Below are 13960 nucleotides of genomic sequence, written 5' to 3' on the forward strand. Positions count from 1 at the left end.
CCTGGTGAACAATTGCACCTCCTATAACAATAGTGATGCAGGCATTCGTCTTGATGAATATGCCACTGGTGTGCACATCTCTTATTGTAACCTGTATGACAACTATGAAGGCATAGAGTTGGATTGGTGTAGTAACAACAATTCCATTTTTAATAACACTATATGGAGCAATGAATATGGAATTAATGTTGATGCTTTATGCAACGGTAACCTCATCTATAACAACTACTTCAACAACACCAATAATGCCCATAATTCTGGGCAAAATATCTGGAACATCTCCAAGCAAGCGGGCATCAACATTGTTGGTGGGCCCTACCTCGGCGGCAATTACTGGCATGACTACACTGGTATTGACACCGACGGTGACAAGCTCGGTGACACGCTCCTTCCCTACAACTCATCGAGTGAAATAGCGGAAGGTGGCGACTGGCTGCCGCTTATCATGGTAACCATGAACGATACCTACCCTCCGGAGATATATGGCGTGGGCAACACTCCTGATTCTACCTACAGCGGCGGGTGGATCAACATATCCTGTAAGGCAGAAGACAACGTCGCCATGGATGACATCCGCGTGGTTATCAACGGTCCTGTCGGTATCAACCAGTCCATGAAGCATGTTACCGGTACCAACCGCTACTACTACAACGCAACATACACTGCTGAAGGAAATTACACATACCACATATGGGCGGAGGATGTCAACGGCAATACCGCTACGTCGTCCGCACAGGACTTCACCATAGGTCTCTTCGTCTCCAATCTTTTGCCGGCTGATGGCAGCATGCTGAGCTCCGGCACCGTGATTATCACCTGGGACACCAACGATAACAGCACCAGCGAGGTTTACCTGCGGAACGCTACGGCTCCATATACTTCATATTATGGCGCAAACGGGACCCACCATGTGATCACCATCTCCAATCTGTCGGCAGGCACCTATTATTACTACGTGCGGAGCACTGGCATATCCGGTACCGCTCAATCGGAAGAACGTTGTTTCACCGTCAAATCGGGCATCAGCTTTTCACAGAAAATCTACAATTTTACCATTCAAAGGAATTACAATCAGACACGGTACATCGAGATGATAAACCATGATTCCATTCCCCACCGGTTGCTTGTTACTTTGAAAAATCCCTATGATGACCTGATGACTAGCTTCGTTGGCAATGGTTCACAGGACAAAATCATCGCGTTGGCCGCAGGAGAACATCGGCTTGTTGCCCTGGCGATGCATGCCCAGGATGTCCTTCAACCAGATTACCGGCTGCACCTCAACGTGAGCAGTATGGCTACCAACCAGTCGAACGAGACCAGCCATGACTACGCTATCGCCAATATCCATATTTACGACGTTGATGTCAATTTCACCATAACGGAGACAGGTACTAACCCGTATACGCTGGCCAAGACGTTCACCGTCCACAATTATGGTGACTCTCTCACGGACTTCACGGTATGGCCCGGCACAAACCTGGAAGGAAAAGTGACTTTCAACCCGCTGGTTCATCATACCATGCTGGGCAATGGCAGCACTTTGGAATTTGAGGTAATACCAGTTCTCTCTCTTGGCTTCACCGAGCTGAATGGCACACTCCATGCTGGGGCGTATACTACCACAGTCAATGTATCCGTCAATTTTACGGTGCCGGAGGGATATACAGTGTTCCTCGGCGATGCCGACTACTCTACGTCAGGCTCATCAACCGGTTCTTACTGCACCAACAAGGTATCCTGGGGCGAACCTCTGCCGCTGCCGCCTGGCCCCGATGACCCGAGTCCGCCCCCGGACCCACCTGAACCTCTCGACGGGGACTCACATCTGCAGCAATTTCAAAATGAACTGTTTAGCAGAGTCCGAAACCTAGGCCCCGAAGATCTCAAAATACAGCCACCCCAAGCGATTTGTGGTGTAAGGGGTTCTACCATTCGACCCAGCGTGGCTCAGTATCTACCCAATCTTGCCACCGACAATCTGCTCCATGCGCCATTCTTCTATGTCAATAATACATTCCACGTAGTGTGGCAGACCACACCAGGCGAGCATACCGACATGTACTACCTGCAGTTGCATCCCGGGGAGGACATCGAAATCGTGCATAATCTCTCCCACTCTCCTGTAGACTCAAGGTGGCCTATGATAGCAGGCTATGCGGACCAGTTATATGTTGCGTGGGTGGAAAACGAAACCGGCCACTCCCAAGTCTATTTCTCGCGCAGCACGAATAACGGTGTCAACTGGAGTCAGCCCATGTGTATCACCCCTGCCTCCTCGGGAGTGGACGACCCCTTCCTCGCCGTGGATTCCACCGGCGTCATCCATCTCGTCTGGGAGGACTTCAGGTACGGGGACAGCGAGATATATTACGCCAACAGCACCGACAGCGGCCAGTCATGGAACGCTGAGCACCGATTGACCACTGCTACTGAAAACTCGGAATATCCGTCGCTCGCCATCGACTCCAATGATAACCTTCACCTGGTCTGGGAGGACTATCGGAATGGCTATGGCCAGATATTCTACGCTCAAAGTACCGACAGCGGCGATTCCTGGAGCTCCGGGCAAGCCGTATCTCCATCTGGCAGCAATGCTGGAGAACCCTCCATCACCGTGACTCAAGACGATAGAGTCCACGTGGTATGGCGGGACAACAGACACGGCGAAAGCGAAATATATTACCGCTACAGCATTGACGGGGGAAGCACCTGGGAAACGGAATTCAGGCTGTCCCAGGATATCTATTATTCCGAATATCCGGTCATCATGTCGGGAAGGAACAACACACTTCGGGTTCTCTGGCACGACAACAGAACCGGCGATGACCTGCTCTACTACCGGGACGGTAACGACTGGCTGGAAATGCGCCGGCTCCCCCGGGGCTATTTCAACGTCATGGACGTATACTTAGAGATGGATTTTGCCTTACAACAACCAGCCGAAATCTATCCTCCCCATAGCGTCCAAATTTCGGTGGAGGGGCACCCTGTGGCTTTTCTAAATGACACCGTCCCACAGGGCACGTACCTCTTCGAGGTGGACCCCACCTATACTAACTACAGCCATACAACCGTCGATATAGGGATGCAGGTAATGGGTTTACCCCAGGGAAACTACATTGTCTCTGCCAACAAAACGCTCATATTCCATCTCAGCTATGTGGATATGCCTGTGGTGGCTCTCAACCAGAGCCGTGCAGACAGCATCGTTAAATCACTGTCCACCGGCGTGTGGCAAGGAGTGGACCCGGCAGTATATGTCAATGATATCGCAATCTCTAATACCACGCCCAATGAGGGTGAGGAGGTTGCCATCAATGCCACTGTCAGAAACCTGGGCAAAGATAATGTAGACAATGTCACCGTACAGTTTTTTGATAACGATCCAGAGAAAGGCGGTATACCTATTGGCTCCCAAACGGTAATTTCATCCATAGCGTCCTATGGCAATAAAACTATCAATGCAACTTGGACATCCCAGCAGGGGTATCACAAGATATATGTGCTCGTGGACAGAAACGACAGTATTGACGAAGTTAATGAACATAACAACCAAGCGTTCCGGTCTGTTGCTGTCTATTCCACCCGTCCTCCCTCTGGAAATCTCACCATAAATGAAGGAGACACCAACACCTCCGCCCGCACCTGCAACATCTCATTCCAAATAGACGCAGATAATCTCCTCTCATTCTACCGTCTCTCCAACGACAACAGCAGTTGGACTGACTGGATGCCTTACTCCCAGTATGCGGTGTGGACGTTAGCCACCGGTTATGGTATGAAAACCGTCTACGGACAGGTGAAGGACGAAGCGGATCTCACCTCACCAATTATGTCCGACACCATCGAGCTCATCTTCATTGATGAAACACCACCTGCAACAACCATGCAGACGGGCAGCCCCAGCTACGGGAACATCGTTACCTCCACCACGCCGGTATATCTCAACGCCACCGATGACTTGGCAGGCGTCAATACTACCTACTACCGCATATGGAATGGAAGCTGGACTGGCTGGCTCAATTATACGGGCTCATTCACCATTAGCGGCGAAGGCGTTCATTATGTTGAATATTACAGCGTTGATAACTCCAGTAACACCGAAGAGACACATAATCAAACGTTGCAAGTGGATGAGACGCCGCCCACGGTAACTATGGAACGTGTTGGCCCCACCTATGGAGACTTCATTTCCTCCACCACGACATTTTTCCTTAACGCTAGTGATGTAGGCACTGCCTCCTTCACTATCTACTGGCGGATATGGAACGACACTGGCGTGTACGACCACGGCCAGTCCGCTATTAACGTCACGCTCTCTATCAACCAATCCTGCAACCACACCCTGGGTTACTGGATAGAGGACCCGCTGGGCAACCGCCAGCCTTCAGTTGGCTACCACAACACCACCTATGCCGTGGACCACACTCCACCGATATCGACGATAGAAAATGGCCAGCCCAGCCACCAGAACAACAGCACGCTCTATGTTACCACTGCCACCCCTATCTACATAAATGCCACCGACTCAGGATGCCGGGGGGGAACTGGAATAGAAGCAGTATATTATCAGCTCCATAATGGAAGTATCCAGGAAGTGACCGGTAGCGCTACTACTTTCACTCTTCTCAACGCCACAGACGGGTGCCATACGATCACCTACTGGGCTGTAGACAAGGTGGGAAACGAGGAAGGACATGAGACATGGACAGTGTATGTGGACAATACTCCTCCGGACACTGCTAGAGAAATGACTGGTCTAGAAGGTTCACACGGATGGTATCGTAGCACGGTCACCGTATGGCTGAACGCCAGCGATGGTGGCTGCGGCACTGAAACCATATACTACCAGAGAGGCGGCATGCAGGAACACAATAACAGTACCCTAGAGCTTGAGTTTACTGAGGATGGTGTATACAACCTGAGCTATCATGCCGTGGACCGTCTGGGGAACACCGAGGACGAACAGACCATCCAGATATCTATTGATACAACGCCCCCAGAACTCACAGACTATACTCCAGAGACAGCGACCACCGGCGATTCACTCGTTTTCAATGCCAGCATAACTGATAGCAATGATATCAACTCTTCATATGTCGAATACTGGTACGGCACTGGTAGCCACATCAATGTCAGCATGGAACACATAGGGAATGTGGGGCAAGAAGAGATAAGCATTGCACATACACTGCAGCCCCTGCACTATATCATTTCCGCTGTTGATGATGCTGGCAACTGGAATAACACTGGTGAGAAGACGGTGGCGATTACGGACGATGACAGACCGGAGATAACAGATGTTATCGCTTCTCCACAGAGTCAGATAGAAGGAGGTAATACCAATGTCTCGTGCGTTGTTACAGACAATATAGAAATTAAGCATGTTTACGTCAATCTCACCTATCCTGATGCATCAAATCACTCATTTGAGATGAGCAAGGAAGGAAACTCGTACTATTACAATGCCACATTTACCATGACAGGAGAATATTCCTACCATATATATGCTGCTGATTTAAGCGGCAATGTTAACACTTCTCCCGTTGCAACGTTTACCATTCTACCAAACAATCCTCCCACCCTACCAGACAACCCATCTCCAGCTGATGGTACAACAGATGCGGCTGTAACTGCTGATTTATCATGGCAATGTTCAGACTCAGATGGAGATTCACTGACCTATGACGTCTACTTTGGTACAACCGAAACACCACCAAAAGTTTCATCCAATCAAACAGCGACGACATATGATCCAACGCTGCAGTATTCAACCGCCTATTACTGGCGCATTGCGGCATGGGATGAGCATGGAGCGAAAAACATCAGCGGACTATGGCATTTTACCACCCGGACTCCTCCACAGTACACACTCTCCACATCGGTTTCTCCATCTGGAGGCGGCTCAATATCTCTCAATCCATCTGGCGGTACATACGATGCAGGGACGGTTGTTACTGCAATAGCCAATGCCAATTCTGGCTATACATTCGACAACTGGAACGGAGATGCAAGCGGAACGGGCACATCTGTCCAAATCACGATGGACAGCGATAAAAGCATAACTGCTAATTTTGTGGAAATAAATGAACCTCCGACGGTAAATATCACTTCTCCATCTGAAGGCACTACCATTTCAGGAACCGTAAACGTTCAGGGGACAGCGGATGACAGCGATGGAACAGTTCAGAAAGTTGAGGTAAAGATAAATGATGATTCATGGGAGGAAGCTACAGGGACAACTTCATGGACTTACGCTTGGAATACTATAGGTGCTGAGAATGGAAATCATACAATAAAAGCGAGAAGCTATGACGGCGAGGATTACTCCAATGTTGCATCTGTAACAGTAAACGTGTTCAACAACCACAAGCCGATGGTGGACATAGTCTTCCCGCTGGATGGTACTGAAGTAAAGAAAACGATAACCATACACGGGACAACCAGTGATGCAGATGGTGATGAAACCATACAAAAAGTTGAGATAAAGATCGGAGATGGAAACTGGACTGTTACAAATGGAATAACATCATGGAACCACAGCTGGGACACGACCACTGTCGATAACGGTGACTATATCCTACAAACGCGTAGCTATGATGGAGAAGATTATTCATCTATTGATTCAGTGATGGTGAAAGTAAATAATGAAGAAGGAGAAGGAGGTATCCCGGGATTTGAGCTCATTGTTTTCCTTGCTGCTCTTGCTGCTGTGCTGTGGTTAAGAAAAAAAGAATTATAAGGAATAAGTGCTCTCGAAAAGTCTTTAACGGGCGAGACATTTAACCAGTATGCGCGTGGTACTCTCGCTGGGCGGGTCGCTTCTTTCAACAGAAGAGCCCAAGTTCATAGAAAAAATTGGGAGTGTGTGGGGAGACCACAGGGATAGTTTAGACTATCCCGACCCTTCGGGTCATCTCCCCTGGAAAGCCCATGAACCGATGAGTTGATGTCAAGTTGGTGGTTTGCTAAGCATAATATTATCAACGTAATCACGGATAGCATCGGCATAATCAGCATAGCGGGTGGGATTGCCATCTGGCTTACTGCTGGGAAACATGACAAAGGCAAGAGCGATCCATCCAGACGGCTCAGGCGAATTCAACGGAGGGACAAGCCCATGGCTACACGAATACGAGCGAACACCGAAAAACCATGATAACGCCTGCGTCAACGGGCTAAACGAAACATCAGGATCAGTATACGTCTTCAACACATACTCCAAAACATAATTCACCGGATACCGCACATCATAACCATCCGGCGTCTTATTCAGATAAACGCCGCCCAACTTCCAATAATGCCGGGCCTGCCGCCAATCCATCAGACGTGCCGCGTTAAAAAACAAGATATGAATATGCGGGTTACCACGCGAAGCCATGTTCACCCGCAACTCAAAATTTTTACTGCCACACTTCGGACAGCTCGACAGCTTCTTAGAAAACCGTTTGCTACAATCCAAGCAATGATTAGCCTCGCCGCTCTGAGCCTCGATCGTCGCCAAATACGGCGGCATATCCTGACCCTTACGCTTGAAATGATTACGAACATTCGTCAAAAACCGGTTCAACTCAGGCTTGATGTTCTCCCACATCGAGGTTTTATCATACTCAAACCTCGCAGGATCAATCGTCAACGTACACATCACCGTCATAGCATCCCTGAAATCATCCATCAAATGACGCATCCGCTTCTCAACCTTCTCGCAATAATCATAACTAAACCGATTTGAAAGGCGAATAGCACCGTCGTTACCATCCCCATCACGACAATAAATATACCTATTCTTATCACGCGTCCAATCCATGTAAATATCAAACCGATATTCTACAAAATCCAATAGAGCCTCATTCCGCAGCTGCCGCTGATCCTTTTTGACCATGCCGAATACTTCGTTAGGGTATGCATCCGGTGGATCAGCCGGGGACACACCATATTGTTCTTTATGCCATCGCTGATACAAACTGAATAAATATTTGTCATCAACATTCGGCAAAACCTTCTCCTCAAATGCCTTACGAGAAAATTCAGAAAACGGCGTTTTATTCGAATGATCCAATGTCTCAACCGGAAAAATGTTGAGCAAAAAACCACCTCCTTGAAATCAAATGGCTTACACTGTTGCCATATCTCAAGGAGGTAACATTCAGACTCTCAAACTCACCTAGCGTATTAAAAAAAGAAAAAAAGAGGGAAAAAAAGTCCGTCGAAAATATTGTCGCTTTTATCCGGAGTTCTCGATTTTTAATAACCCCTAGACCACTAGCCCGTTTCGTAAGTCAAAGCAGGTAACTGTAAACGTGCTCGTACTCATATATTTTTTTCTTGCGATTTTATGAGGAAATTGAAATCTTTTGCGTTTTTTTCAACTGTGGAATATAAGAACGCTGAGGGAGGGATTTTCAAGCAACTTATCGAGCAGGTGTTTGCTTCAGTAAGTTGCAGTTTGAACCCTCGAGGGGCAAAGCCCCACAGGCTTTCCAGGCCTGCGCCTTTCCGAGCTGGGCTACCTCAGCATTTGTTATGTCTTTTTCCACATGGGCGGGTATGTTCCTTTCCTCATCAGTACGCGATTGACATCAACTACAATGCCTTTGTCTTTATCCATAATGTCCCTCGTCGACATGAGAGACGTTCCTATTGCTACCCCTTCGCCCTTTAAAGTTTTTAAGGCAACCACACTTTCCTTTTTTATTCCTGTATCAATCTGCAGCACCCCCGGCAGGGTCAGATATGCCCCATGACAGATAGCATCGACAGCGGAATCCCTTATCACAATGCAGGGAAGGTGGATAAGTAAATCCTCCATGTGCCTTATAATTTTTTTTATTTCCTCGTCTCCGTCTTCCTTCCAGAATATGTATGAATCAAGCACATCGTGAAGTGTATGGGCTTCGCTTTCCTCGAAAACACCGCTTCTCGTTCTCCTTAACTCGTGCATATGGGCATCGCACCCCAGTTTTTTCCCTATATCCCCACACAGAACCCGTATATATGTCCCGCCCTCGCATCCTACCCTGAACAAAACATCCCTTCCATTTATCTCCAGAATATCAAGATAGTAAATCTCCCTCTCCCTTTCCTCTCTTTTCACAGCGGCCTCTTTTGGCGGTGTTTGCCTTATCTTTCCGATAAACTGGCTGCACACCTGCATTATGCTCTCCTCGCTTTCATCACCGTGAAGACGCATAACGCATACATATTCCTTGCCTACTGAATGCATCAAGCCGATGGCTTTTGTAGCATTTGAGAGAGCGACTGGCAAAATGCCCGTGACATTGGGATCGAGCGTCCCTCCATGCCCCGTCTTATTTATGCCAAAAATGTCCCTGACCCACGCGCTCACCTGATGGGATGTTGGACCCGCCGGTTTATCAACAACGGTAACACCATTATCAATTAATTCTTCAACGCTTCTTTTGGAAGGTTCTTTTCCGTAATTCGGGTTTGTCTCGGCCTCCGCCTTTATCAATCTCCTTCGTTTTTCAATAAGCATCTCCCCAGACAAATGAGAACGGCATTATAAATTCTTTGCATGGGCTTGTACAGAAGGAGAAGAAATAGGAAATAAATTGAATATATAAACTTCTATCCTATCTGCTGCAACACCTCCTGCATTTCCATAATATACTCCTGCGGTTATTTCGTATTCATACAATCTTGCAACTCTTTCATTCCATTTCCATTCATACGGCGGGGAATAAACAACTGCTCTTGGCTGAAGTTCATATTTATGTCCTATATGACACAAGTAAAATTCGACTCTATCCACCTTTTCCATAGGATCATTAACTTCCGCAATTACAGTTATGCTCCCTAAAATTAACGTTCTTTTTGCCGGCATTAACTCCCTATCAAAAAGATAAAGATAATTCTCCTCTGGCCTTACAATGTTTATTTTGGGTGGAGAATAATCCGCACATTTTATAACCATTGCATTTGCATCTCTAGGATATTGACCAGTTCCCCCTGCAATAATATAGCTTCCATCTTTTGTCGGTATAACGGCGTTTGCAACCTCTCTATCTCTTCCTCCAAAACTTTTATTCCATACCTCGTTTCCATTGTTATCTACCTTCAAAAGCCAAGCATCAAAAAGATTACCAACGTCATATGTTTCGGTAGCTCCTGCTAAGATATATCCATCATCTGTTTTTTTGATACTAGATACATGATCACTATCCCATCCTCCATAAGTTTTGCTCCATACTTCATTTCCTTGTCTATCAATTTGTATAAGATATGCATCTCCCCATCCGGTAGGAGTAGATATTGTAGTTCCAGCAATTATGTAACCTTCTTCTACTTCAATTATATGGGCATTCATTTCAAAATCCCACCATCCGTACGTTTTGCTCCATATTTCATTTCCTTGTCTATCCGCCTTAACAAGCCATATATCCCACCCTCCGTAAGTTGTATAGGAATAAGTTATTCCTGAAATTAAATACCCATCCTCTATTTCTATTATGTCATCTCCAAACTCTGTTTTGTTTCCTCCAAATGTTTTATTCCAAAGCATATTCCCTTCTTTATCAGTCTTTATTATCCAAATGTCATCGTCAGGAAAATTAAATGAGTGCGTGGTTCCAACGATAGCATATCCCCTATCCTTTGTTTTAATAACCTTCATTCCAAAATCATCATATTTTCCACCATACGTCCTATTCCATTCTTCATTTCCACTCCTATCTGTCTTTATAAGCCAGTAGTCTGCTTCTCCTTTCCCGTAGGAATGAGCATATCCGGCCATTACATATCCATCATCCGCTTGTATAACAGAAGATCCAGCATCATCTTCTCTTCCTCCAAATGTTTTGCTCCATATTTCATTTCCTTCCTTATCTATTTTGGTTAGCCAAACATCCCCTTTCCAAACTCCGTGAGACATTATAACTCCTGCTATTATATATCCTCCATCATCTGTTTGTATGATATCCATTGCTGATTCATCGTGATTGCTGTCCCCTAATTTTTTATTCCACTCTCCATCATTGCTTTTTCTTTCTTTCACATCATGTAGATCTTGGGACAGGCCAGTTGAAAGTAAAAGAATAACAACTACGGCGATAATTACGGTAACGATAATAACTATTTTTTTCATCTTTTCACTCATCTTATTACTTTTCTTTATTTATTTTTTTCTGCTAGGAACGAGATCAAAATAAAAGAGGGAAAGGAAAGAACGCATAACACTTGTCACCGATCACCAATTAACATTGTCATAGTAGTTCCAAGTATTATCATAGATATTTTTTGGTGTGACACGTCCACCATCTGAATCAAGCTCTATACCTCGATCCTTGTAACCTGCCCATACAAGTTCAGCACAATAGTATCCATACGCAGGGTTGTGATTGTTCGGACTCACATCTTTTCCTATCTGTTTATTATTATAAACCCAATAGGAGACAATGTCGAATGGTCTTCCTCTATATCCATTATAGTAGTCGTCTTCTTTATCTTCCGCAAAACTGACAGCAAGATCCCTCTGCCAATCATACTGAACACTTACCCGACCATAAGCTACATCGGCATAAGTATTGTGTATGTAACTCAAAGTTTCGTATTCTACTCCCCCAACTCCACGATCCCAGATTGAGTTGTGGACCTTCCAGAAATAGTAGCCACTACCAGTTGCTCTCGCCCACAAAAACCAAAGTTTTTCTGCTGGTGTCCAATTTTCCCAGTGTGGATCTGATTGAATAATCTCCTTTGAATAACTTTGGCCCCTGTAGAAACATGCATGATGCCATTCTGGGATACCTTGTATTGGGTAGTACATTTCACCATAGATAACATCTCCTCTTATCTTTATTTCAGTAGCTGCATTTGTTGACGGTATTATCGAAACTGGCAAAACAAATAGCCCTGCTATCAGTAATGCTATTGTTATTTTTTTCATTTTGTCCTCCATTTTTGACCTGCAGGGTTAGGTTCCTTTTCAGCTTTTGGGCAAATGCCCCCGCCCTGCTCCGTTTTTACAATAATACAATACAAACTCTATATTTAAATGTTACTAATAACAATTTTATGATATATATATATATTAAATTAGCTTTTTGTCCCCCTCTTGTTTAATTTTATTGTCTTGTGAGGACAAAATTGTTGCGTTAGCACAACATTTTATATATCAATTCTGTATAATAAAAAACATGGAAGGATATACAACCGTTTCATTGCCAACAGAATTGCATGATCTGGTAAAAGGAATTATAAGGGAAAATCCTGAATTTGGATATAAAAGCGTGGCTGAGGTCTGTAAAGACGGTTTGAGGGAAAAAGTAATGGAAATGATGAATAACAAAAGGATGCTGAAGTAAAAAAGATGGTGTTTCTGTCCCAAATATGTGACATTACAAGAATTATTTATGCTGCTCTTTCGGATACCACCTGCACTCCTTTTTGTTCATCGGACATATATGTTTCGTTTTGCATGGAGGGCCAGCATTTTCGAATATGACAGGGCACACACCTTTAACCATCTTAAGCATTTTCCATGCGAGCATGCGAATCTCCCACTGGGCGTGCAGACAACATCGCAGTTCAAAAAAATTCAGCAAAGAGCGGGCGTTCATTGACACCATTATTTTTGTGCACGCCGCATTTGGAAGAATGTAGCGTGCATCCTCCACAGGCACTTTTTCTTTAAGCTCATCATACATATCCCATATTTTCTTTACGGCATCTTTATACTTCTGCTCCATTCCAGCCGTTTTAATGGAAGGAGGCACAATATATTCCATCTCGTTTTCCACATAACGCTGCGACTGCTGGGAGTAAGATGCGATGCGGTGCCTCACAAGCTGGTGTGTTAAGGCACGGGAAACCCCCGATATTGCAAACGTAAAGTAGGCATGTTCAATAACGCTCTCATGTCCAATTTTTATTACATGCCTCAAAATGCTTCTGAGTTCCTTTTCATCACTTTTCTTCAATTCTTCCATACTGCTCGCGGAATGGGTGAGTTTTGCAGCCATGGCGGACAGCATCTCGCTTTCAGGTGTGCATGCCAGCAGCTCGACTTTCAAAGTTATTCCCTCTCCCTGATAAGATCGAGCAGCCCAACCGGTTCATCTATTCTGTAAAGTTCTTTTTTTTCTATTACCGGTATGCCTTCGATATTTTTTTTCGATGAATACTCGATAAAGAAAACAGAATGCTTCTCGACCACTTTAGAAACATTTGATATGATGTGCGCCCTTTCAATAATTCTTCTATCATTTACGCTTACTAAAAGCAATTCATCCACAAGCTCGGATATTGCATTAAACGGGGACCTTGACGTAGGAAGGATTGAGATTCCCATGGATTTTATCATTGACAGCATGTCATCGTTAATATTTCTCTCTATCTCTAGTTCATAATTGCTTATAAATTCCATCAAATCGATGGGCTTCAAAATCTCTTCTCCAAGAAATGCACCTATTTTTTCTGCCACTTCGATTGTCGCTCTCTCTCCCATCTCATACATCCTTATCGTTCTTCTTGATACACCTGCCGCCCATGCAAGCTGCCCGAGGGAGATGCTCTTTTTCTCCCTCAATTCCTTTATTTTACTGCCGTCCATGTTCGCATATAATCCTCCTGGGGCCGCACATATGATGGGCATCACCCCCTGAAGGCAGTCATTCAGGGTTTCATATGTCATTATGGGGACTTTATAACGACAATATAACGTTTCATCTTCAAGCGGGCCGGAACTTGTCCTGTTGCCTATGAGAACCGGAATTCCATCAAGATACTTTGCGAGAAGCAGAAGTTCCTTCGCAACATCCTCACTGAGGGCATCTATGTTGTTAAGTACCTTCACCATGAGAAGGGTGTTATCCCTTCTTGCAACGAAGTCAAAGCTTGACGGCCGGATAGTGCATATCTCTGATACATAAAATCCAGCCCGTGCTAACAGGCCCATTGTATTTGCCAGCAATTCTTTTTTCATCAAACTAAAATACTA

Annotated in this window: 9 protein-coding genes and 1 tRNA gene; 3 read left to right on the forward strand and 7 right to left on the reverse strand. The window is 45.3% G+C overall.

Annotated elements, in window-relative coordinates; translation table 11 throughout:
* Positions 1-4: 4 nt before the first annotated feature.
* Entirely contained in the window at positions 5-6745 is a 6741-nt protein-coding gene (locus U9O96_05710) for an Ig-like domain-containing protein (protein MEA2054595.1), read from the forward strand.
* Between the two features lie 49 nt (positions 6746-6794).
* On the forward strand, positions 6795-6953 hold the full coding sequence (locus tag U9O96_05715; protein MEA2054596.1) for a hypothetical protein: 159 nt from the start codon (positions 6795-6797) through the stop codon (positions 6951-6953).
* Between the two features lie 2 nt (positions 6954-6955).
* On the opposite strand, the gene U9O96_05720 is transcribed toward U9O96_05715, so the two are convergent.
* From U9O96_05720 to U9O96_05740, 5 genes are all read right to left on the reverse strand, one after another.
* Entirely contained in the window at positions 6956-8089 is a 1134-nt protein-coding gene (locus U9O96_05720) for a hypothetical protein (protein MEA2054597.1), read from the reverse strand.
* 299 nt (positions 8090-8388) lie between these two features.
* Positions 8389-8519: transfer RNA gene (locus tag U9O96_05725), tRNA-Ser, on the reverse strand.
* 5 nt (positions 8520-8524) lie between these two features.
* Positions 8525-9499, reverse strand: coding sequence for an RNA-guided pseudouridylation complex pseudouridine synthase subunit Cbf5 (locus tag U9O96_05730; GenBank protein MEA2054598.1), 975 nt, complete (start codon positions 9497-9499; stop codon positions 8525-8527).
* 24 nt (positions 9500-9523) lie between these two features.
* Entirely contained in the window at positions 9524-11107 is a 1584-nt protein-coding gene (locus U9O96_05735; GenBank protein ID MEA2054599.1) for a hypothetical protein, read from the reverse strand.
* A 102-nt stretch (positions 11108-11209) separates the two neighbouring features.
* The gene (locus tag U9O96_05740) at positions 11210-11908 is read right to left on the reverse strand and encodes a hypothetical protein (protein MEA2054600.1); all 699 of its coding nucleotides are present in this window, start codon (positions 11906-11908) and stop codon (positions 11210-11212) included.
* A gap of 250 nt (positions 11909-12158) precedes the next feature.
* Between U9O96_05740 and U9O96_05745 the strand changes: the two genes are divergently transcribed.
* Positions 12159-12326, forward strand: a complete 168-nt coding sequence (locus U9O96_05745) for a hypothetical protein (GenBank protein MEA2054601.1) — start codon at positions 12159-12161, stop codon at positions 12324-12326.
* A 42-nt stretch (positions 12327-12368) separates the two neighbouring features.
* Here U9O96_05745 and thyX read toward each other — a convergent pair whose 3' ends face one another.
* Entirely contained in the window at positions 12369-13034 is a 666-nt protein-coding gene (gene thyX, locus U9O96_05750; protein MEA2054602.1) for an FAD-dependent thymidylate synthase, read from the reverse strand.
* Between the two features lie 2 nt (positions 13035-13036).
* The gene (locus tag U9O96_05755) at positions 13037-13945 is read right to left on the reverse strand and encodes a transcriptional regulator (GenBank protein ID MEA2054603.1); all 909 of its coding nucleotides are present in this window, start codon (positions 13943-13945) and stop codon (positions 13037-13039) included.
* Between the last annotated feature and the right edge of the window lie 15 nt (positions 13946-13960).

The sequence above is a fragment of the Candidatus Thermoplasmatota archaeon genome, from assembly GCA_034660695.1.
Taxonomy (GTDB): domain Archaea; phylum Thermoplasmatota; class E2; order UBA202; family DSCA01; genus JAYEJS01.

Excerpts from the sequence above, each read along its gene's own strand:
- U9O96_05715 (MEA2054596.1), top strand. The coding sequence starts at position 6,795 with ATGCGCGTGGTACTCTCGCTGGGCGGGTCGCTTCTTTCAACAGAAGAG.
- U9O96_05730 (MEA2054598.1), bottom strand. The coding sequence starts at position 9,499 with ATGCTTATTGAAAAACGAAGGAGATTGATAAAGGCGGAGGCCGAGACA.
- U9O96_05735 (MEA2054599.1), bottom strand. The coding sequence starts at position 11,107 with ATGAAAAAAATAGTTATTATCGTTACCGTAATTATCGCCGTAGTTGTT.
- U9O96_05740 (MEA2054600.1), bottom strand. The coding sequence starts at position 11,908 with ATGAAAAAAATAACAATAGCATTACTGATAGCAGGGCTATTTGTTTTG.
- U9O96_05745 (MEA2054601.1), top strand. The coding sequence starts at position 12,159 with ATGGAAGGATATACAACCGTTTCATTGCCAACAGAATTGCATGATCTG.
- U9O96_05755 (MEA2054603.1), bottom strand. The coding sequence starts at position 13,945 with ATGAAAAAAGAATTGCTGGCAAATACAATGGGCCTGTTAGCACGGGCT.